General features: G+C 39.7%; 21 protein-coding genes and 1 pseudogene. 14 read left to right on the plus strand and 8 right to left on the minus strand.

Annotated elements, in window-relative coordinates:
* Nucleotides 1–2: 2 nt before the first annotated feature.
* Nucleotides 3–536, plus strand: a complete 534-nt coding sequence (locus tag CRO04_RS11445; protein ID WP_097004375.1) for an ABC transporter permease — start codon at nt 3–5, stop codon at nt 534–536.
* 71 nt (nt 537–607) lie between these two features.
* Here the strand turns inward: CRO04_RS11445 and CRO04_RS11450 are convergent, their stop codons facing one another.
* Entirely contained in the window at nt 608–1,330 is a 723-nt protein-coding gene (locus CRO04_RS11450) for a DUF5131 family protein (protein ID WP_097004376.1), read from the minus strand.
* A gap of 223 nt (nt 1,331–1,553) precedes the next feature.
* On the opposite strand from CRO04_RS11450, the gene CRO04_RS11455 reads away from it, so the two are divergent.
* Entirely contained in the window at nt 1,554–1,778 is a 225-nt protein-coding gene (locus CRO04_RS11455) for a hypothetical protein (protein WP_097004377.1), read from the plus strand.
* 145 nt (nt 1,779–1,923) lie between these two features.
* On the opposite strand, the gene CRO04_RS11460 is transcribed toward CRO04_RS11455, so the two are convergent.
* Entirely contained in the window at nt 1,924–2,154 is a 231-nt protein-coding gene (locus CRO04_RS11460) for a polysaccharide deacetylase family protein (protein WP_278321364.1), read from the minus strand.
* A gap of 156 nt (nt 2,155–2,310) precedes the next feature.
* Here CRO04_RS11460 and CRO04_RS11465 point away from each other — a divergent pair, with 156 nt between their 5' ends.
* A complete protein-coding gene (locus tag CRO04_RS11465; protein ID WP_097004379.1) occupies nt 2,311–2,658 on the plus strand; it encodes a cupin domain-containing protein in 348 nt (115 codons plus the stop codon).
* Between the two features lie 80 nt (nt 2,659–2,738).
* Here the strand turns inward: CRO04_RS11465 and CRO04_RS11470 are convergent, their stop codons facing one another.
* Entirely contained in the window at nt 2,739–3,896 is a 1,158-nt protein-coding gene (locus CRO04_RS11470) for an alpha/beta hydrolase family protein (protein ID WP_097004380.1), read from the minus strand.
* Between the two features lie 150 nt (nt 3,897–4,046).
* On the opposite strand from CRO04_RS11470, the gene CRO04_RS11475 reads away from it, so the two are divergent.
* Nucleotides 4,047–4,625 carry a TetR/AcrR family transcriptional regulator gene (locus tag CRO04_RS11475; protein ID WP_097004381.1) on the plus strand — a complete coding sequence of 193 codons (579 nt, stop codon included), beginning with the start codon at nt 4,047–4,049 and terminating at the stop codon, nt 4,623–4,625.
* A 52-nt stretch (nt 4,626–4,677) separates the two neighbouring features.
* A complete protein-coding gene (gene arr / locus CRO04_RS27460) occupies nt 4,678–5,427 on the plus strand; it encodes an NAD(+)--rifampin ADP-ribosyltransferase (protein ID WP_097004382.1) in 750 nt (249 codons plus the stop codon).
* A 94-nt stretch (nt 5,428–5,521) separates the two neighbouring features.
* On the opposite strand, the gene CRO04_RS11485 is transcribed toward arr, so the two are convergent.
* Nucleotides 5,522–6,232 carry an ABC transporter permease gene (locus CRO04_RS11485; protein WP_097004383.1) on the minus strand — a complete coding sequence of 237 codons (711 nt, stop codon included), beginning with the start codon at nt 6,230–6,232 and terminating at the stop codon, nt 5,522–5,524.
* On the minus strand, nt 6,229–7,173 hold the full coding sequence (locus CRO04_RS11490; RefSeq protein ID WP_097004384.1) for an ABC transporter ATP-binding protein: 945 nt from the start codon (nt 7,171–7,173) through the stop codon (nt 6,229–6,231). The genes CRO04_RS11485 and CRO04_RS11490 overlap by 4 nt, the downstream gene beginning before the upstream one ends.
* 213 nt (nt 7,174–7,386) lie before the next feature.
* Here CRO04_RS11490 and CRO04_RS27465 point away from each other — a divergent pair.
* Nucleotides 7,387–7,530: pseudogene (locus tag CRO04_RS27465) on the plus strand (response regulator); the annotation flags it as partial.
* Here CRO04_RS27465 and CRO04_RS11500 read toward each other — a convergent pair.
* On the minus strand, nt 7,484–7,915 hold the full coding sequence (locus CRO04_RS11500) for a winged helix-turn-helix transcriptional regulator (RefSeq protein ID WP_097004386.1): 432 nt from the start codon (nt 7,913–7,915) through the stop codon (nt 7,484–7,486). The pseudogene CRO04_RS27465 and the gene CRO04_RS11500 overlap by 47 nt on opposite strands.
* 107 nt (nt 7,916–8,022) lie before the next feature.
* On the opposite strand from CRO04_RS11500, the gene CRO04_RS11505 reads away from it, so the two are divergent.
* Nucleotides 8,023–8,550 (plus strand): nitroreductase family protein, encoded by a 528-nt coding sequence (locus CRO04_RS11505; RefSeq protein ID WP_097004387.1) that lies wholly within the window; start codon nt 8,023–8,025, stop codon nt 8,548–8,550.
* Nucleotides 8,551–8,624: 74 nt separating this feature from the next.
* Here the strand turns inward: CRO04_RS11505 and CRO04_RS11510 are convergent, their stop codons facing one another.
* The gene (locus tag CRO04_RS11510; protein WP_097004388.1) at nt 8,625–9,272 is read right to left on the minus strand and encodes a Vat family streptogramin A O-acetyltransferase; all 648 of its coding nucleotides are present in this window, start codon (nt 9,270–9,272) and stop codon (nt 8,625–8,627) included.
* 201 nt (nt 9,273–9,473) lie between these two features.
* Here CRO04_RS11510 and CRO04_RS11515 point away from each other — a divergent pair, with 201 nt between their 5' ends.
* The 5 genes from CRO04_RS11515 to CRO04_RS11535 all read left to right on the plus strand — a co-directional run bounded on the left by CRO04_RS11515 (nt 9,474) and on the right by CRO04_RS11535 (nt 11,753).
* Entirely contained in the window at nt 9,474–10,379 is a 906-nt protein-coding gene (locus CRO04_RS11515; RefSeq protein WP_097004389.1) for an AraC family transcriptional regulator, read from the plus strand.
* Nucleotides 10,380–10,407: 28 nt separating this feature from the next.
* Nucleotides 10,408–10,899 (plus strand): pyridoxamine 5'-phosphate oxidase family protein, encoded by a 492-nt coding sequence (locus tag CRO04_RS11520; protein WP_097004390.1) that lies wholly within the window; start codon nt 10,408–10,410, stop codon nt 10,897–10,899.
* A 113-nt stretch (nt 10,900–11,012) separates the two neighbouring features.
* Nucleotides 11,013–11,231, plus strand: coding sequence for a helix-turn-helix domain-containing protein (locus CRO04_RS27310; protein WP_097004391.1), 219 nt, complete (start codon nt 11,013–11,015; stop codon nt 11,229–11,231).
* Nucleotides 11,125–11,379: a DUF4180 domain-containing protein gene (locus CRO04_RS11530; RefSeq protein ID WP_242974460.1), complete on the plus strand. Its 255-nt coding sequence runs from the start codon at nt 11,125–11,127 to the stop codon at nt 11,377–11,379. Before CRO04_RS27310 ends, CRO04_RS11530 begins: the two co-directional genes overlap by 107 nt.
* A 41-nt stretch (nt 11,380–11,420) precedes the next feature.
* A complete protein-coding gene (locus CRO04_RS11535; protein ID WP_097004393.1) occupies nt 11,421–11,753 on the plus strand; it encodes a formylglycine-generating enzyme family protein in 333 nt (110 codons plus the stop codon).
* Here CRO04_RS11535 and CRO04_RS11540 read toward each other — a convergent pair.
* Nucleotides 11,688–12,596: an AraC family transcriptional regulator gene (locus CRO04_RS11540; protein WP_097004394.1), complete on the minus strand. Its 909-nt coding sequence runs from the start codon at nt 12,594–12,596 to the stop codon at nt 11,688–11,690. The two genes, CRO04_RS11535 and CRO04_RS11540, sit on opposite strands and share 66 nt — an antisense overlap.
* Nucleotides 12,597–12,845: 249 nt before the next feature.
* Between CRO04_RS11540 and CRO04_RS11545 the strand changes: the two genes are divergently transcribed.
* Both CRO04_RS11545 and CRO04_RS11550 read left to right on the plus strand, forming a co-directional pair.
* Nucleotides 12,846–18,965, plus strand: a complete 6,120-nt coding sequence (locus CRO04_RS11545) for a glucoamylase family protein (protein ID WP_166432535.1) — start codon at nt 12,846–12,848, stop codon at nt 18,963–18,965.
* A gap of 5 nt (nt 18,966–18,970) precedes the next feature.
* On the plus strand, nt 18,971–21,364 hold the full coding sequence (locus CRO04_RS11550; protein ID WP_097004396.1) for a GH36-type glycosyl hydrolase domain-containing protein: 2,394 nt from the start codon (nt 18,971–18,973) through the stop codon (nt 21,362–21,364).
* Nucleotides 21,365–21,376: the final 12 nt, after the last annotated feature.

Here is a 21,376-nt window from a genome sequence, read left to right on the forward strand (position 1 = left end):
ATATGCAGGTGCAAATAGATTTGCTTACCAATATCGTATTTTTGGTTATTACTTCCTCTATGCTGTCTTCTTTTATTATCAAAGCGTATAAAAATAAAACTCAGAGCCTTATGTTTTGCTATCCTATTTCAAGAAAAAAAATAATACTGTCTCAGATGATGGCAGTATGGATCTTCTGTGCGGCGGCTCTTTTCCTGGGAAAACTGTTTATTTGTCTGCTCCTGGTATTGTCCTCGGGGGTAGGGACCTCCTTACCGTTGGGCTATGATCTGCTAAGCGCGAATTTTTATTTACAGATCATTTTAAAGACGGTACTTACTGTGACTCTGGCATTTATCCCTTTATATATAGGAAAATTAATGAAGTCATCGAGAGCAGTTATTATCACTTCATTTTTATTGTTTTCAGTTATGAATGGGAACATAGGAGACCTGACTTTAAGGGCAAATACAATTCTTCCGGTATTTTTATTTGGTGTTTCCCTGATTTGCGGATTCCTTACTATGCATAACGTTGAAAAAGAAGATGTAAATTAAGTTTAGTAGTTTCACAGCAGCCAACCAGTTTTTTTGGCTGGCTGCCATCTGCTATATTACACAGGCGGTGGTTAAAATAATTTTTGACCATTTAAAATATTAATACTAAATTCTTTCGCTTTCGCCGTTTGTTTAAACGGATTTATTTTTTCTACTATGCCCTCACGCTTAAAAAGTGAGCCAGTATTTTTGAACCAGAATGTTTTATTCGCTTTCACGCATTGTTCACGGATATTAAGAACCCACTCATAGTCACATTCACGAGCTTCCCGCCCGGATTCACCACCAACGGTCACATGCTCCACTCCGTGAAGATATGGCATTAGATCTATCGGTTCTAAAAGCGGAGCACATGCGATAAAGCGCCGCTTTATCGGATAGGACAAAAATAACGGAAGCCGGTAATCAGCTAATTCCTGATTTTCCACAGTACAACCGATATTCACATTGTCATACCCTGTGCCCCAATCAGATGGAAGAGATACAGGGAAACGGTCAATCCGCTTTGTCAAAATTAAAAATTCTATATCAGTTCTTACTTTGATGAAAGCCCAAACAGCTTTACGCCATTCATCTGCTTCTGGAAGAAAAAAATCAGTTGCAAAACAGGTTGCAAGGATTTTATTCCCTTTGATGTTATATTCTCCTTTCGCATTTCTTCTTATGGGCCAATCGAATTCATCTGTTTTTTGTATGGTATTTTGACCATAGCGTTTCCCATATGGTCCGTAAAAATAACAATTTGTACAACCATCACTTGCTTTATAACAACCTGTCCACGGCTCCCAATTCATAAGCTTCCTCTTTTACCCCTCTTTGAAATTCATATTTTCTTGGTAGTGTACCTAATTCAACATAGTTATAAATCTGTTTTTGATTATAGCATAATTGACAAGTAGAAACAATGAGACGGCTTGCATTTCACCGTTGGATAAGCCCCGGCATATAATGGTTATACGCCTGAATAAGATCAAAACCGGCGCAATTGATACAATATTAGGAAAGGTGGTCACAAGTATGGATAATTTAGCTGATAAGATCAGAAAAGAGATTGAGGCAAAAAGAGACCTGATTGCCCAAGCAGAAGCTATGCATGCTGATCCTGAAAAACAGAAACAGACAGAGGAGCTTGTACTGGGGATATTGAAGGAACAATTGTCAAAAATGAAGGAATACCAGCAAGCTCTGGAATCTGTGTTAACTTCATCAGAGAAACAGACCAAAGAGGAGCAGGACTCCTGATCATGGACAAAGGTTTCTGTTATCCAACACTTCAATATAACATGTGACAATAAAAATCCTCCTTCTGTTATAGGGGGAGGATTTTTAGTTATGAGGGACTTTCACGGTAGCCATTCCCTCTTTTATCATTTTTCCAATACTATGATTATGTGCCCTGCGTATTACTTCCTGTTACTTCCATTAATTTTTCCTGCAGCATATTCAGATCATTTGCTATAAATTCTTCATAGTGCTCCTGAGTCTCATTTGCTATTTGACCGCATCCATAACGTATTTTTGAAATTTTATGCAAACCATAGGAGTGGTTTTGCATTTCAATCAGTCCGGATTCCTGCATTTCTTTTACTTCATCCCATGTAACATGAGAATATCCAATATTTTCATCCGTTACCTTCGAAAACTAATCCACACTTTTTCCAATGATAGATAGAACTATTTTCATATTGTATTCTTTTAACAGTTTAGTATTATTTATTATTTGTACAATCGGGGTATATTAAAGTTTAAGCATAATTGAAAGGAGAATTTATCTATGAATAAGTTTATTTTTAGTGATTATTTTCATATGCCCCAGGGAAAGATCGCTAAACGGATGATCTTTAAAAGTGATAATGTAATTGCTTTTGTACTGAACATTGCAAAAGGGGAAATACTGCCAGGACACACACATCTGGAATCTACCCTTCTACTGCAGGTCATGGAAGGGGAAGCCAGAGTGGTAACGGATGGCAATGAAACTCTGCTGCATGTGGGGGAGTTAATGCAGGTTGACGGGAAGGAAAGCCTGCAGGTTATAAATAGCGGCGAAAATGTCTTGCGCCTTTATGTCACAATTTCGCCAATGGGTACCGAGGCATTTGCAAAAGATGCTGATGTTTAATGTTATTAAAAGAGGTTACAAAAACCAGGGGCATTGAGATTATAAATCCCGATCCCTCTGGTTTTTTATAAATTAAATTTTCATGGGATCTGATCAATCCAGTTAAGCATTACATCTGCCGCCAGTCCCAGATTCCCAATCTGGCAATGAGTATCGGCTGATTCCTCCGGAGTAAACATACGCGCGGTAAGAGAGCGTACTTTTGTCAATGTTAAAATCTGATCTGTAAACTGTTTGATCGGGACATAATGATCATTCTGTCCGGCAAGAAGAAGTACATCCTGTGTTATCAGAGGTGAAAAGGTCTCAGTTTTATAAGAAAGTGTTTTATGGAAAAATTCATAAGGAGACTTACTTCCGGTTATATGCATTCCCTGCATAATACCCCATTGTAACATTAAATTCTGTTCTGCCAGCTTTTTAAGTTCAGTGTTGATCTCTTCCATTTTTTCATGTACCATCAAGTCTTTGAAGGTATCTCTGTAAACAGGGTTGATTTGATGAGTCAATACATCGAAAAAGTCCGTTAATATATCATATGCAATCACTTTTTTCACTCTTTTTTCATACGCTGCAGCCCTTAAAGATAAATAGCCGCCAAGTGATATACCGATCAATGTGACATCATTCAAACGGAAATAATCAAGAATTGATTTTACAGGTTTTTCCCATTCATGTGTCATTGGTAAATTATAATCTTCCAAAGCACTGCCCTGACCTGGCCCGTCAAAACAGATAACATCATATCCGGCATCTTTTAAAATCATAGTCATCAGAAAAAACTCTTCAATATAGCTGTCGAAACCGCCGAAAAAAACAATGGTGCTTTTCGGATTTTCAGGTGATATACGGTAAGCTGAGAGATAACCATTCTGATAAGGAATCATAGAGTGCTGGTTTTCCTGGATTCCATAAAAATCACAGGTAAGAGATATAAAACGTTTGCGTAGCTTTTGTTTGTCCGGATTAGAATCAGGCATATAAAACTCAGCACCACGGAAATAATAGGCCGCTTTTAACTTTTCGTTTTTTTTGAGAGAAATTTCCCCAAGCTCAATAAACGATTTAATTAGGTCACTATAAGAATGAATTGCATTACAGGTATTTTGCATTTCAGCCAGCATAGATTTATCATTTGTCCAATTGTAAAATCGGTTCATTTGAAAATTGACGCTTGGGTCTTTATGCAAATGATAAAGTCCTACCGGAAAATCGCTTGTTGTCCATTTTTTTGTCATATTGAAAACTCCTTTCTTGTTTTAACAATTAGTAGTATAATAGAGCCGAATTTCATGTTCAATGATGGATAAAATAGATTTCGGGGTTTATGCAACGAAGCTGCTTTAATTGTTGATTATGTGGGAAATAATAGAAAGGTGGGGGTAAAAATGTCTAATGAAAATGATTTACGGATTATAAAAACTCGCAGGCTGATAAGGGATGCGTTCATAGAATTGCTGGAAATAAAGGGTTTTAACGGAATAACAATAAATAATATTGCAGACAGGGCAATGATAAACCGATCAACCTTTTACCTTCATTATACCGATAAATATGATCTATTGCAGCAAACAATGGAGGAAGCTTTGAAAAATATATTGCAGCTGGTGACTCCTGAGATGCATATTATTGAGGGGAAACTAGAATATGACAGCTTTGTACAAAATATAACCTCAATTCTCAAGATAATTGAACGTGATGCTACGCTTTATAAAATAATATTAAATAATAAAGAAATGTCAGGAATAAGCGAAAAATTTGAGAATGCATTGATTGAAAAGCTTGACATTTGTTTTCCAGATCATATTTTAATTTCGAAAGATTTATTTTTAGAAATGATCACTTCGCTGTATATGTCAGCCATAAAATGGTGGCTGAATAATGATATGAAATACTCACCAAATTTTATGGCAGAGCAGTTAGTTAAATTATTGGTGGCTGGACCAACGAAGTCTATCGGGATTTAAAGTGTGTTTAACCATTCTGTGCGTATTTTTATTAATTTGGAGGTAGGATTAAATGAATATAAAATTTGATTCCAATAACAATATTATTAAACTCTGTATGATGGGGATGAGTTTAGAAGATAGTGGTGATGCAGATGATGCAAAAGCAATATTTCAGAAAGCATGGATTGAAGCAGCTGATGATTATGAAAAGTTTATTGCAGCTTATCATTACTCTCGTCAACAAAAGGATATTACAGACAAATTGAAGTGGCTGAAAATATCCTTACAGTGTGTGCAAAATATAGATGATGATAATGTAAAGAGTGCATACTCAACATTATGCGCAAACATTTCCGAATGCTATGAGGAGCTGCATGACTCTGAAAATGCAAACAGATATTATGAATTATCTGAATTATATAAAGGAAATATTTCTGATAAAGGGCCGTTTTATCATGGTACGAAAGCAGATTTAAAGGTTGGTGATTTACTGACAGCGGGTGGGATTTCAAATTACAAACCTGAACTTCAAATGAATCACATTTATTTTACGGCCAATATCAATGGTGCGGGGCTCGCAGCATCATTAGCAAAAGGAGAAGGAAGAGAACGCGTTTATATTATAGAACCAACTGGTGAATATGAAAACGATCCCAATGTTACTGACAAAAAATTCCCGGGTAATTTAACACGTTCATACCGTTCGAAAGAACCTTTAAGAATTATTGGTGAGGAAACAGATTGGAACAAGCTGACAACTGCGCAATTAAATAAATGGCAGGAAAATTTAGCAAAAAACAAAGGCGAAATAATTAATTGAGCATAACTTAATAAATCAGTTCTGCCGGAGTGAAAATAGAACCTGACACGATGTTGTCAGGTTCTATTTTCTATAATCAAACCGTTGATTAAACCTATTGCTGTTCAGCGAACCTCCACCATGCGATCGTTCCGGCAAAACCTATTATTCCTGTGACAGCGAGTATAGTGATGCTGGCGGTACCAAGCGGAATACCGGATAGTAATAATGACGGAATTGTCCAGGGAAAGTAAGAGGAAAACCCAGCCGTTGCGACCACATTGGAAATGATTACAGTAAGGAATGCAAGTCCGATCGGTGCTAAATATCCCTTACTGACATTTGCCAGCAGGGCACTTATTGTACTGACAACCATAGTCGCCAGTGATGCTGCCAAATAAGTAAGGAAGCTATTCACGATCAGCGGCCATGAACCGCCTTTTAGTCCGATAAAGATCCCCAAAATAAATACAACCGTAAACATGAAAAAGGCCATCATGATATCCCAGAGAAAAATTATGATGAATTTTGAAAGTACTGCATAAAGTCTGGATACTGGTTTCACCAGCAATTCACTGATTGTTTTATCTGCATATTCCCGTCCGAATACCCAACATGAGGTAAAAGAGAATCCGATCATTAAAATAGCAGTGATTGAACCAAGCAAATCTGTCAGATAAGGTTCCCAGCCGGTATCAGGAACATTGTTATATGATACGAAACCAATCATAATCGGCATCGCTGCAAAAGAGATGACAACAATCCAAAAAACACTTGAACGCAATACTTTAAGGGCTTCGCAATGTAAAATTGACAATAGTTTCATTTTTGTATCCTCCTTGTATTTTGAATCATCCGTAAAAAATAACCTTCCAGATCTTCGGTAACGATGTTCAGCTGTGTTGGGGGCTGTCCAGAACGAACCAACAGTTCAGCCAGTCTTTCCGGTTTTTCAATTGCAGAGTCTTCCGAAAGAAGCAGGCGTCCGTCTTTGGTTTTCTCAAAAAGGTATCCGTGTTCATTAAGTATACGTTCCATTGCGCTCTTATTGTGTCCATTGAGAACCAGGTGTTTTTGTAATGACTGCTCCAGATGTGCCATTTTAATTTCCTGGATTAACCGCCCTTCCTGTATGATTCCAATTCGGTCTACCAGTTTTGAAAGTTCTTCCAGCTGATGACTGGATATAAAAACAGTAACTCCGAAACTTCTTGATAATTCGAGAAGCATAGACCGGATTTCCACAACGCCAGCAGGATCAAGGCCGTTGATCGGTTCATCCAAAATAAGAATCTTTGGATTGTGAATCATTGCTTTCGCTAACGCTAACCGCTGTTTGTTTCCCAGAGAAAGATTTTTCGCTTTCTTATTTTTATGGACTTCTAATCCCAGCTTTTGTATTACCCGGGTTACGGATTGACGGTCCGATATCATTTGCAGTCTGCGGGCAATATCTAAATTTTCCATTACAGTAAGACCTGGATAATAAGTGGCTTCCTCCAGATATCCAACTTGTTCCCACAGCTTGTGAGCTCCCGAATCAACTTTATTCCCCAGCATATAGATACTTCCGGAGGAAGGTCTGAGCAATGACAGCATCATTTTAATTGTGGTTGATTTGCCTGCTCCGTTCAATCCAAGAAAACCGAATATTTCACCGCCCTTTACCTCAAGTGAAAGATTACTGACGGCATGGTAATCACCAAAATTTTTTGAGAGATTCTCCAACTGTATTGCAGCGGAGCCGTCACCACTTAATTTTTCCATTTTATACACTCCTTTTGTGAATTTCTTTTTGCGTTTTTATTTAAATTAACGCTATAATGAACTATAAATTGAAAACATCAACTAAACATCAACTTTATTCAGGATTTAGTTGATGTTCAGTTTACTTTGGAGATGATATAATACTTATAACGGAGGTGAGCTATTGTGTTTGATATTTTAATTGTCGAAGATGATATTAATACCCAAAAACTAATGTGCGCCGTACTAAAGCGCGGCGGCTACAACCCATATACTGCGAAAGATGGTCTTGATGCACTGGACAGGATGGAAACGCAGCGATTTGATTTAATTATTCTGGATTTAATGATGCCTCGTATGGATGGTTATAAATTTTGTGAGCAATTACGCGGGGTGGGAGAGAATATTCCAATATTGATGGTAACAGCCAATCAGGAAGTTTACCCCATTCATTAATTATTTCTAAAGCAGGAAGAAGCGCTTCACATCTTTTAGTAATAGAATATTCAACATGTGGTGGAATCTGGCATATTTCTTTTCTGGTAATCAGATCATGCTGTTCAAGTGCCTGAAGAGACCGTGTCAGCATAATGTTTGTAATTCCACACAAGTGACGTTTAAGCTCATTGTAGCGCATGCTGTCATAACGAGAGAGTTCCCATATGATAGCTAATCGCCATTTCCCCCCTAAAATATCTAAAGCGCGGATAACCGGACATTTTTCATAAAAATAAGGTTTCATATTATTATCCTGATCTTTCATGATTATTCCTTTCCTATATTAGGGCACAAAAAAGTGCGTACTTATATTTGGTATTCAGATATTGTATCATATTTTTATAAAATTGAAATCAACCTGGAGGAATTATTATGGATTATGAAGATGTACTTAGAAAGAGATATTCTGTACGCAAGTATAAGGATCAGTTGGTTGAGAAAGAAAAATTGAATAAGATCCTGGAAGCAGGAAGGTTAGCACCTACAGCAGGAAATCACCAGCCACAAAGAATTTTAGTTGTAAACAGTGATGAAGGGATTGCAAAAATGCAGGAATGTACACCTTGCCATTTTCAAGCAAAGCTGTTATTTCTGGTTTGCTATGACAAACAAGCCGAACATCACAATCATTATGGAGATCAACGGCCATATGGTGAGGTGGATGCCAGCATCGCATTAACCCAAATGATGCTGGAAGCGTATAATTTGGGGCTTGGCAGTGTATGGGTGGGACTGTTTAATCCTGAATTGCTAAGAAAGAATTTTGATATCCCTGATCATTACGAAATACTTGGCATCATGCCTGTAGGTTATCCGGACGATGAAGTGGAGCCCAGTAAGATGCACTATGAAAAGTATCCTGTTGAGCATACCATTTTTTATAATACATACAAACGCTAATTTATGGCTTTGATTAACGAACAGCCCCGGTTATAAAGAAGTCGGGGCTGTTCGTTTAAGCCTCTAAGTTACACTCATTCTTGAATTGGTTTTATTTCAGTGATTTCTTTCAGGTCTCCGCTGCATAGAACATCAAGATGATCAAATATTTTCTTTACAGGCCAATCCCACCATTTAATCGTGAGAAGATGTTCAATAAGGTCATCATCAAACCTTTTTTTCAGTGTTCTGCACGGGTTTCCGCCTGCAATATGGTAAGCAGGTATATCTTTTGTTACAACAGAATTGGCAGCGATAATAGCTCCGTCTCCAATATGAACACCCGGCATTATGGTAACATTCTGGCCTATCCATACATCATTGCCAACGACTGTATCCCCTTTCAGGGGCAGGTCTGCCAATGCTGGTGCTGCTTTTTCCCAGCCGTTTCCCATAATATTAAAGGGATAGGTAGTAACGCTGTGCATTCTATGATTTGCACCATTCATTATAAATTCAATTCCCTTTGCTATGGCACAAAATTTTCCGATGATGAGCTTGTCACCAATAAATTCATAGTGATGTGTCACGTGTTCTTCAAATTTCTCAGCTCCGTTTATGTCATCGTAATATGTGTAATCTCCAATCATTATATTGGGGCGTGTTACGACATTTTTAATATAACATAGACTTTTAATTGCCTCATTTGGATATATGGCATTGGGGTCTGGTCCGTATTGCATTTTAAATCCTCCTAAACTTTATATCTTAAAGATTAGCATATCATACGTTGATGTAAGTTGCCAATCTTGTAGTACAATAATTATTGCAATATTAACAGCCTTTTGATAAATTAAAATAAACATTGATTGGATAAAAAGAGCAGATACGGTTAAGCATTTTTCCTCCGTCTGTGGTAAATTGTTTGGAGTGAGGTAATCAATATGCACGCATGGGAATCCATACAAAAAACTTTGAATCATATTGAAGAAAATCTTGGTGAAGAAATTGAAATCGGCACACTGGCAGAAATTGCAGGGCTGTCAACGTTTTATTATCAGAGATTATTCACACGGTTGGTAAAAACTTCGGTCCGGGATTATATTAAGCTGCGCCGTTTGGCAAAATCAACAGAAATGCTGCGTGATAAAGAAAACCGTATTATTGACATTGCGATGAATTACGGTTTTGGAAGTCACGTATCTTATACACGTTCTTTCACGAAAACTTACGGGATTACACCATCTGAGTACCGGAACAGGAATATCAGTCTGCAAAATTTTGAAAAGCCTGATTTATTGCTCAGCTATATTGTTATTAATGAAGGGGCACCTCTGATTATTGATGGATTAGTTCTGGAAATGAACCGTAAATATCTGGAAAAGCCAATTAACTTTCTTGGTGTATTAGGGTATTATCCGTTCCGTTCCGGCAAAATGCTTGGAGAAAAAACCGGGGTTGATACGATTGGTGATATCTGGGACAGATTTTACAGGGAGCTTTCAGGTATCCCGTATATTCCGGAAGGGCGTCGTATTGGCGTTTCTTATAAAGGGGATGCGCCAGAAGGTTATTCCAGTTATTTTGTTGGTACTGAAATTGAAAAGGATGAGAAAGATCATAACTTATTTAATTGGCAGCTGCCTGCAAGGGAATATGTGGTCTGCGGATTTGAATCAGAAAACAACCAGCATATGGTAGTTGGTATGGGGAAGGCAATGAAATACACCCGGTTTTGGTTGAAAAAACATGGTTTAACAGCTGACGGATTTTTTCCCGAAATATATTATAAAAGCAAATCTGACGTCGTTTATACGGAGTTATGGATTCCGTTTAAGAAACGAGGTTGATATATCATGAATAATGGAGGAAAAGAATATGAGTATGTACCAGGAAGGATTGAAATTACTGGAAGAACAATTTGGAAATGGTAAGGACAATGTGATATCGCTTGCCACAATTGCACGTGAGCCGGGTATAGACGGGAAACCCCGCCCTGTTGTCCGCAGTGTAGATGCCTATTATGAAGATTGTACATTCTATGTTGTTACAAATGCCAAATCAAACAAAATGCAGCAAATTGCTGAAAACCAGGAGGTTTCGGTTGCAGGATGTTTAGAGATGTTTACTGCTAATGGAGTCGCTGAAAATCTTGGATGGGTACTTGACCCGAAAAATGCTGAAATAAGAACAAAACTGCGCACAGCTTTTGCAGAGTGGTATGACATGGCCAATAATGAAAAAGACGAAAATTGCTGCTATTTAGCAATCCATCTTACAAAGGGAACATTAAATATTAACCATTGGGAAAAATTATACCACATGGATTTTGTAAATAAGACTGATATGGAAAATGGGGGGATTTTTTAAGAAACAGAGTGTTTATAGTCAGGTCTGATATGCCTGCGAATAATGGATTTACCGGAGAGGGGCGAAGATTCGCCCCTTATTAACTTATTAACCAAGTTGCAGAAATTCTGGACATGCATCATAAAACTATAAGGAATTTCATAACTGAAGGTAAACTAAGAGCTGTTAAAGTTGGAAAACAATGGAGAATTTCTCATGATGATTTGCGCTCCTTTATGGATAAAAATAAGGAATATACAGACAAAGAGCAGATTGTTGAATTTAGCACAAATGAAACACAAATTAGTTTTAAAAACACGCCTTGCCGGGGAAATATTGCAGAAATTTGTTAATTATAATATTAAAGTTGCTATTATTGGTGATTTTACAACCTATACAAGTAAGTCTCTCAGGGATTTTATGTATGAAAGCAACAAAGGAAAAGATATATTCTTTTCCCCGTCTGTGAATGACGCGATTGAGATTTTAAGTCGTGTGTAATTTTACAAAGATAAGGTTTATACTGATAAATAGGAGTTAAAATGAGCGATATTGCCTGGTATAGTGACAATTCAGAGGACAGGATTCATGAGGCGGGACTAAAAAAGCCAAATAAATTGGGATTGTACGATATGCTTGGAAACTCCTGGGAATGGTGCTGGGATTTATATGATGAGAAAACATATGGGCCTTACCGTATTTTCCGTGGAGGAGTTTTGAAGAAGAAGCCAGAGAAGAGAGCCTTCTATGATATATATTCAATCATAGAGGGCCCTCTATTATACACGTCCAGAGTCTTAATTAGGAAATCAAAGCATCAGCCAAATTTCCATCCGATAGATGTTTTCAGATACAGGATAGTATTTTTCTGCTGAGAAAGGCTGTGTTATCAGATTGTGACGGGGCAGCCATATATTAAAAAGATATCTGAGAGCCTGATCCAGCGCAACGGTCACCAGTTTTTCATGAGATTCTGCTTCTATGGAGCAGACAATATATTCACCTGGTGACAGTTCCTGCCGTACAAAGCTGTGATGAAAAATTTCAGTAACAGTTTTAGCTAAACACCCTGTAAAATAAGAAAATGTTCCATTCTGGGTATTACCTGCATAAGACATCCCCAGTTCTGCTTCTGGCACAAGATAGTTTTCTATCAATTTTTTTTTATTATGGAACTGTTTCCAAAGCTGCCCCGGAATATCAACGCCTGTGCTTTCTCCTACAGGTGTTTGTTGGGAGACAGGAACTTCCGCCTTCAAGCCAAAGTAAATTTCTTTTTGATTTAGTCGTTTTCTGTTGATTTCCAGCACGATATCGTCCACAATCAAGGGAATACCTTCATCTATCACGACATAATTCATGCCTAATTCAGGCTTTATAACAGTATTTAAAAGTGGTAATGTTTTTCGGTATTCATCAGGAGTAATCCCATAGGCTTTTTTAAATGCCCTTGTAAAATTAGCATGATTTGAGAAGCCGTAATCCAATGCAATTTCCAGAATTCTTTTATCCGTTATCTCCAAGTCCTTTGCTGCCCTGGCTAAACGGCGCATCTTCTCATATTCACCCACTGTTTTGTTTACCAATCTGGCGAAAAGCCGCTGGAAATAGAATGGTGACAAACCAACAGTTTCTGCCAGCGTTGCTGTATCAATTTCGTCTTTTAAATGGTCTTCAATGTAATCAACTGCTGTCTGAATTGCTTCCCATGCATGCATTTTAGAATCTCCTTTTTCATGTGCTGTATTTGTTAATTTTACTGATTATATAATATCATTTTCTTTAGTCAGATGCTTGTCTGTCAATGCTCTTTATCTTTTTTAGAGTACCAGTTTCAGGCAGCTGCTTGTGACTGCTACAAAAAGAATTTAATAAATCTGGCAGAATATTAATAAAAACCTTGAAAAATGCCACAATATAATATTGCGATATTTTTTATGGAAAAAAGGCATAAGGAGGGGCTTGCTTTGCAGATCCTGCTGGATAAAATTAATTTTAATATAAATTCACCATTTCTTCCGGTCATATTATTAATACTAAGTATAATAATTTGTCTGGTACTGATTATCCTGTATTACCGGTTATATCATTTTGATAAGAAGGTGCGGTTCCCGGCATGTTTTCAGGGAAAAGGAGATAAACCGGGACCCAGTGAATGGGAAAAGCAGATGCTTGATCTGGCAGAGGGTCACAGCCAGGTCAGACTGACTGGGAACAGCTTTGTTCTGAATGATTATAATCAGGCTGCCTATAAAGAGCTTAATAAGATCAGAGACACTATTTCAGCGTTGTCTCCAGGTCTCATCTCCCTGATCCCTGCTGCACGCTGGCTTTACGATAACTTTCAGATGATGTACCGGGAAATTAAAAAAGTCCGTACATCCGGCACAAGCTATGCTGTATTGCCGATTCTGAAGGGAAAGGAATACCATAACTTTCCACGGATCTATGTTGTAGCTAAGAAGATGGTGGCTCTTTCCGGCGGACATTTAAGTGAAGAAAATATTTCCGTGATGCTGTCAGCTTATCAGCAGAAGATAGCACTTACGGACAAGGAGATCTGGGTTCTGCCTGAAATGCTGGGTTTTTGTGTCCTGGAAGAAATTATTGTAGTAGCAAAAGAGATACTTCATATGATTGAAGTAAAATCAAGGGCAGAGATGTTTCTTCGTGAGAAGCTGGACCGCAGACAGGGAACGGCCGATTTATCTGCACTGCTTTGCAAAATAGATGACAGTCTGAAGTCTCACTATTCCTTCCACGCTCATGTCATCTATCTGATGAGAAATATGTCCTTTGATGAAGCTTCCATACAAAAATATCTGGAATATCATTTTGCTTCCAGGGACAGACAGGTAAAAACTTCCTCCGTGTTTCAGGAAGAAGGAAAGATCCAGTCTTTTCTTGAGACAAATATCAGGACTCTGATTGTCAGTTTAAGGGACATCAATGAAGTGGATGAGGAAACGTTTTTTGAGAAATATTCCTGTCTGGAGCAGATTTTGTCCCAGGATCCGGCAGGCGTTTATACAAAAATGGATCTGGAATCCAGAGGCATGTACCGTGGTATCATCGTTAAATTATCGCTCCGTTACCGGCTGATGGAAGAAAAGATAGCGAAAGACTGTCTGGAGCTGGCAATTCAGGGGAGGGACGATCTGTATTGTTCTCATCATGTTGGTGCCTATTTGTTAGGAAAGGGTTATCCTCTTCTGAAAGCAAAGGCATTGGGAAGACCCATTCCAGGCAGGATTAAGAAAAAATGGAATGTCAAAGGGTTTGTTTACTTCCTGTCCCTGTTTCTTATGCTTATAGGACTGGGGGCCTGCCTGTTTTATGCGTTTCGCACGCTTGGTGGTATACAGTCAAACGGACGGTCTGCTATTATCCTCCTTGCAGCCTTACCGCTGTTAACCGGCATCGCAATGGAAATAATTAATTTTATATTTACCAGAAGAATAACAGTCAGGAAAATTCCTGCACTTGACTATCTGTCAGAAATACCAGATGATGCCAGAACCTTTGTGGTCATGCCGGTTATCGTTTCTTCAAAAGAACAGGGACTGGAATACATGGAGCGTCTGCAAAAGCATTATCTTGCTAACCGTCAGCCTAACCTTTTCTTTGCACTGCTTCTTGATTATGAAGACTCAAAGGAACAGTTCATGCCAAAGGATGAAGCAATCTTAAATGCACTTACTATACGCATGAAAGAACTAAATGAACTCTATCCGTCAGAGCACCAGCGCTTTTCCCTGTTCTTTCGCTGCCGTAAATGGAATAAGGCAGAGAACTGTTATATGGGCTGGGAGCGAAAGAGAGGAAAACTGGAAGAGTTTAACAATCTCTTAGACGGGACTGGAAAAGTAAATACCACCTTTTCCGCCATTTATTGTGACGAAGCGTTTCTTACTACGTTTCGTTATGTAATAACACTGGATGCAGATACGAATCTGATTCGTGACAATGCCTCCAAACTGGTAGGGTTAATAGATCATCCCCTTAACAGACCGGTTCTTAATTCCACCGGTCAAAGAGTGGAAGAGGGATATGTCATTATTCAGCCTTCGGTTCGAAATCATATCCCTGACAGGAATAGCAGCAGATTTACGAAAATCTTTGGGGGAGAATCGGGACTTGCCCATTACGGTACCGTAATATCAGATATTTACCAGGATATTTTTAATGAAGGAATCTATATAGGGAAGGGGATCTACGATAGGAAGGCATTTAGTACAGTGCTTCATAATAAGGTGCCGGAAAACCGGATACTCAGCCATGATCTGTTTGAGAGCTGCTATGCACGGACGGCTTTTTCCAGTACTGCCAAAATTATGGATAATTTCCCCAACAGTGTTTTATCCTTTACAAAAAGGGAGCACCGCTGGCTGCGGGGAGACTGGCAGTTACTGCCATGGCTTTTTATGAAAAAGACATCAGATGGAAGAAGCTTAAGTCCGTTATCGAGATGGAAGATCTTTGATAATCTGAGAAGAAGCCTGGTTCCATTCAGCAAGACGTTGTTTGTATTGCTGAATCTGATATGGATGCCAGAAGCGTTTTATCTCTGGCTCCCTCTGGTATTCTTTCATGATCTGTTTCACCTGGTTATTCTGCTGTGTGCTGTAATTACCCGCAAGCTCATTCGCCCAAAGCTTGCATTTGTGTATAAAGGATTTTTAAAAGAACTGGCTGTGATGGTTACAAGAGCTTTTCTGGAGTTTTCAATCACCCCATACCGTGCTTATGTTGCGCTTGATGCAATGATCAGAACACTGTACCGGATTTTGATCAGCAAAAAAAATCTGCTCCGATGGAATACGGCAGAAGCAGTGGATGCTTCTGTCATTAATACCCGGAAAGGTTATTTTATTACTATGTGGAGTTCTCTGCTCCCTGCGCTTTGCCTTTTATTTCCTTTATTATTGGGGAATCTGCCTCTGGCTGGAATGATTTTAACAGTACTCCTCATGGCGGACTGGTTTTTCTCTTTTGAAATTGCTTATCAGATCAGTCAGCCGGAAAAGAGACTATATCAGAGAGATAAGGCAGAGGATAAAGAGCTGCTCTTAAATACTGCACGCAAAACCTGGCAGTTTTTTAAAGAACTTTCCACAAAGGAAAACAACTGGCTCTGTCCGGATAATTATAAGGTATCAAAGGCTGAAAAAGTCAGTGATAAAACATCACCCACCAATATCGGGCTTCAGTTTCTGTCAATTCTTTCGGCCAGGGATCTTGGGTTTGAAACCTTAAGCTCTACAGTGGAGTCAGCCGAAAACCTGATGGAGACAGTTCAGAAAATGGAAAAATGGAAGGGACACCTCTATAACTGGTATCATATCCAGACGTTGGAGGTGCTAAATCCCGCTTATATATCAACGGTGGACAGCGGTAATTTCTGGGGACATATGATTGCCCTTAAAAACGGTCTTCTGGAACAGATTGAAAAGCCGGTCTATCCCGATTGCCTCTTGTCGGAACTCAGGGCAGCAATTGTAAACAGCAGTGAGGAGATAAAGCGTGAAACAGGCAGTTTAAGCGGGCATGGGCTTCGGACCGGATACCAGAAGATAGGAGAACTGACAGAAGATCTGGCAGATATCTGGGAAGATCTAAACGAGAAAGAACTCAAACCCCCGTCTCATTACCGCCTGACCAGACATTTGATAAACCTGATCGACAGTATTGTAAATGAGACTGCGGCTCTCAGGCTGAAAGATGAAAGTTTTTCTTCTTATCCAACATTACGCCGCATAGCGTCAGAAGATAATAAATATGCAAACAGTATGATTGACCGGATTGAAACATTATCCAGTAAAATAGACAGCATGTTAGCCAATGTTGATTTTAAGTTCTTATTCAATGAAAAGAGAATGCTGTTTCATATTGGATATCACGTATCCTCCCATAAACTGGATGACGGCTGCTATGACCTGATGGCATCGGAGTCTTCCCTTACAAGCCTTCTTGCGATAGCCATGGGAGAGGTGCCGTTAAAGCACTGGTATAAACTGGGAAGACCGCTGACTATCGTGAAAGGAATTCCCTGCTTTGTATCCTGGAGCGGTACAATGTTTGAATATCTGATGCCATGTCTTGTACTGAAAGAATATGAAGGTTCTGTCTATCAGGAGACCTTTCGGGCAGCGGTACTACAGCAGATGAAGTATGCAAAAGAGGCAGGAATTCCCTGGGGGATATCAGAATCCCAATATTACCGCTTTGATTTAAATGCGAATTACCAGTATAAAGCATTTGGTGTACCAAAGATAAGACTTCAGCCGGTCCGCAAAAATTACCTGGTGGTTGCTCCTTATGCAGCCATACTGGCACTGGATACGGCAGAAAAGGAATGTATGAGCAATTTAAGGAGGCTGAAAGAATTAGGAGCCTTTGGCGATTACGGTTTCTATGAGTCGGTTGATTTCAATGTGCCGAATTCTGTTGAACTGACACCTTATTGTATTGTAAAATCTTATATGGCGCATCATCAGGGGATGAATCTGGCTGCCATTAACAATTACCTGAATGAAGGAATTCTCAGGGAACGGTTTCATGCGGAGATGATGATAAAGGCTGCTGAAGTTTTACTGGAAGAAAAACGCCAGTCTTATTTGATCTCCATTGCAAAACAGGGATATACGATTAAAATTGGGAAGACTCTTTTTACAGAAGACCGTTACAGCAACCGGTATATCAGTCATACAGGTGTAAACCCACCAGTTGTAAATTATCTTTCAAACGGGAAGTATTCCCTGATGATTACTTCAGATGGAGATGGTTTCAGCAAATATGAGGACCGTATGCTTTACCGCTGGAGATCAGATATTTATGCAAATACAGGCCATTATATCTATATTAAGGATATGAAACAGGGGAAATACTGGAGCGCTGCCTATCATCCCACCAGTACGGAGCCGGAGGATTACCAGGTGGTATTCAGTCCTCACCAGGCGGAATTTAAACGAAAGGATGGGGATATCACAACGCATATGATTGTGAGTCTGGATGCAGATCACAATTTTGAAGTTCGCAAAATCACTTTAACTAATCATGGAAATGAGGAAAGACAACTGGAAGTGACCAGTTATATGGAAGTGGTAAACGACACCCATATGGCTGAAATCAGCCATCCGGCGTTTAATAAGCTTTTTCTTGAAACGGAGTATTTAAAGGATCAGGATATCATTCTGGCGAAAAGGCGGCAGAGGAAAGAGCAAAACAATCCGTATGTAATGCATATGGCAAGAACTGATGCCAGGTTATGTAAGAAAATCGAATTTGAAAATGACAGAAAACGGTTTATAGGCAGAAATAATACGCTGGAAAATCCTGATTCCGTGGTTAACAGCATTGCCTTTTTTAATGATTCTGGTTTTTGCAACGATCCGATTATGAGTCTGCGGGGACAACTGAGTATTGGAGCAGGAGAATCTGCATGCATATCTTTTATTACGGGTGTATGCAGCAGTAAAAAAGAGGCTGTAAAAATTGCGGAGGAGCTGAATGTAAGCTACCGGATTGATGATATTCTGGAGAAATTCCGGCTTCAGAGCAACCTGGAATTAAAGTATCTGGAAGTTACCAGAACACAGCTGAATTCGTTTCAGAATATGATCAGTCCCATCTTTTATCCTGCAGGTATTTACCGGGGGCCTCATGAAAATATCAGACGCAATTTTAAGAATCAGAGTTTTTTATGGAAATTTGGTATATCCGGAGATAACCCGATTCTGCTTTTCATGGTCAGGTCTATGGATGAGGAACGAATTTTAAAGGATGTATTAAAGGCATACGAATATCTGAGAGTCAATCTGGTTATGGTGGATCTAATCATTCTCATCGATTCCAAATATGGGTATCTTCAGGAGGTGGATCAGTTAATTAATGATCTGACAAGTTCACTTCGTATCTATGATTCCGGAACCGGTAAGCCAAGCTTTTTCACACTTCATACGTATGAGCTGCTTCCGGCTGAGATAGATCTGCTGTATACGGTTGCACGGGTGGTATTCACAGAAAAGACTGGAATTTATTTTACTAACAGGAAAGAAAACAAATCGGAGCTGCTGGAGGAATATTAGTTCTTATGGAAAATTACGAATTTTTTAATGGTTTCGGGGGATTTGTCTGTGAGGGCAGAGAGTATGAAATCCTCCTTGACGGGAATAACAGGCCGCCGGCACCCTGGATTAATGTTATCTCAAACAAGAACTTCGGTTTCCAGATATCAGAGTCGGGTGCTGGCTTTACCTGGAACATTAACAGCAGGGAAAATAAGATTACACCCTGGTCCAATGATCCGGTCAGTGACAAAGCCTCCGAGGCAGTCTATATTCTGGATGAAATAACCGGAGAGGTGATGACTCCCATGTCCTTAGGCAGATCGGACAGGGGAATATACCGGGTGAGGCATGGCTTTGGATACAGCAGATTCCTTCATGAGGAATCACTGATTGATCAGGAACTGACAGTTTTCTGCCCTTTGGATGAATCGTTAAAGTTATGGAACTTAAAGCTTAAAAATCAATCAGATAAAGTAAAATATTTAAGCCTGACCTACTATGTGGAATGGGTTCTGGGTACACAAAGTGAACAGACAAATCCCTATATTCTTACTTCCTATGATAATGAACATGAATTTCTTTATGCAAAAAACATTTACACCATGAACTTCCAAAACAATATATCCTATTTATTCTCCAATGAGACAATTGTAGGATATACCGGAGACAGGAAGGAGTTTCTGGGGCACAAAGGCAGTATCCGGGAACCGCGGGGAGCGGAGGTCAAGCTTACCTGCAATACAGGAGTATGCTATGATCCCTGTGGCGCAATACAGGTTTCTGTTGCGCTGCAGCCCCAGGAAAGCAAGACAGTAGTCTTTGGACTGGGACAGAGCAGCAGTCTGAATGAGATAAACAAAATCAGAAATAAGTACCGGGAATTGGCTGCGGCAGAAAAAGAGCTTGAAAGAGTCAGAGCATACTGGGATAAGTTATTAGGTACGATGCAGGTAAAAACAAAGGACCGGGCTGTTGATATCCTTTTAAACGGCTGGCTGCTATATCAGTCTGTTTCCTGCCGTATACAGGCGAGAGCAGGATTTTATCAATGCGGGGGAGCTTATGGATTCCGGGATCAGCTTCAGGATACCCTTTCCCTGCTGTTTACAGCTCCGGATATTCTGCGGGGGCAGATTTTAATTGCCTGCAGCAGGCAGTTTGAAGAAGGGGATGTCCAGCATTGGTGGCATCCGCCTATGGGAGTCGGTGTGAGAACCAGGATATCGGATGATCTTCTCTGGCTGCCTTATTGCACGGCGGCTTATATCCGAAGTACAGGGGATCTGTCAATTCTAAAGGAAATGGTGCCTTATATCAAAGGACCGGTACTGGAGGAAAACCAGCATGATATCATGTTCACACCGGAAGTGTCCGTTAGGGTTGAAAGTGTCTACGAACATTGCAAAAAAGCCATAGAACGGACTTCATTTGGAGAACATGGACTTCCTCTCATGGGGGGAGGTGACTGGAATGATGGTATGAATGAAGTTGGAATGCTGGGGAAGGGGGAAAGTGTATGGCTTGCCTGGTTTTTCTATACCGTATTAAGTGATTTTATTCCTCTCTGCGATCAGGAAGGCGATAACGTTTATGGCCGGGAACTGGAACAGAAGCGGGAAAAGCTGCTGCAGAGTATTGAAGAAAACGCCTGGGATGGCGAGTGGTACCTCCGGGCATTTTATGACGATGGATCGAAGCTTGGCTCAAAAGAAAATGATGAATGCATGATTGATTCCATCAGCCAATCCTGGAGCGTGATCTCAAAAGGAGCGCAGGCGGAACGTGCAGAAACAGCAATGAAGTCAGCGTGGCGTTATCTGGTAAGGGAAGAGGATGCTCTTTCCCTGCTATTGGCGCCGCCTTTTGATAAAACCAGTAAAAATCCGGGATATATTAAGAATTATATCCCCGGAATCCGGGAAAACGGAGGCCAGTACACCCATGCAGCGGTCTGGCTTGCAATTGCAACAGCCATGCAGCACAATTATGACATGGCACAGACCCTTTTTACCATACTGAACCCCATCTATATTACGCAGAAAAAGAAGGAGGTTCTCCGATACGAGAAAGAACCTTATGTTATTACCGCTGATATATCCTTAAGCCCACCCTATACAGGAAGAGGCGGATGGAGCTGGTATACCGGTTCGGCAGGCTGGATGTATCAGGGACTGTTAAGCTGGTTCCTGGGTATTAGAAAAGAAGGAAATGAACTGGTGATTGATCCGGCAACTCCTGCTGATTTCGGTGATTTTTCCGTCGAATATAAGTATGGGAGTTCCCTATATGAAATCCGGGTTGAGAGCAGAAGCAAGGGCATGCTGACAACAGAGACAGTTACGGTGGATGGAAGGGCGGTTCAGGGGAACAGAATTTCACTGGAAGATGATGGAGAAAAGCATTTTGTTATGGTATAAAGCAAATGGCTG

This window comes from Lacrimispora amygdalina (assembly GCF_900205965.1).
Lineage (GTDB): Bacteria > Bacillota > Clostridia > Lachnospirales > Lachnospiraceae > Lacrimispora > Lacrimispora amygdalina_A.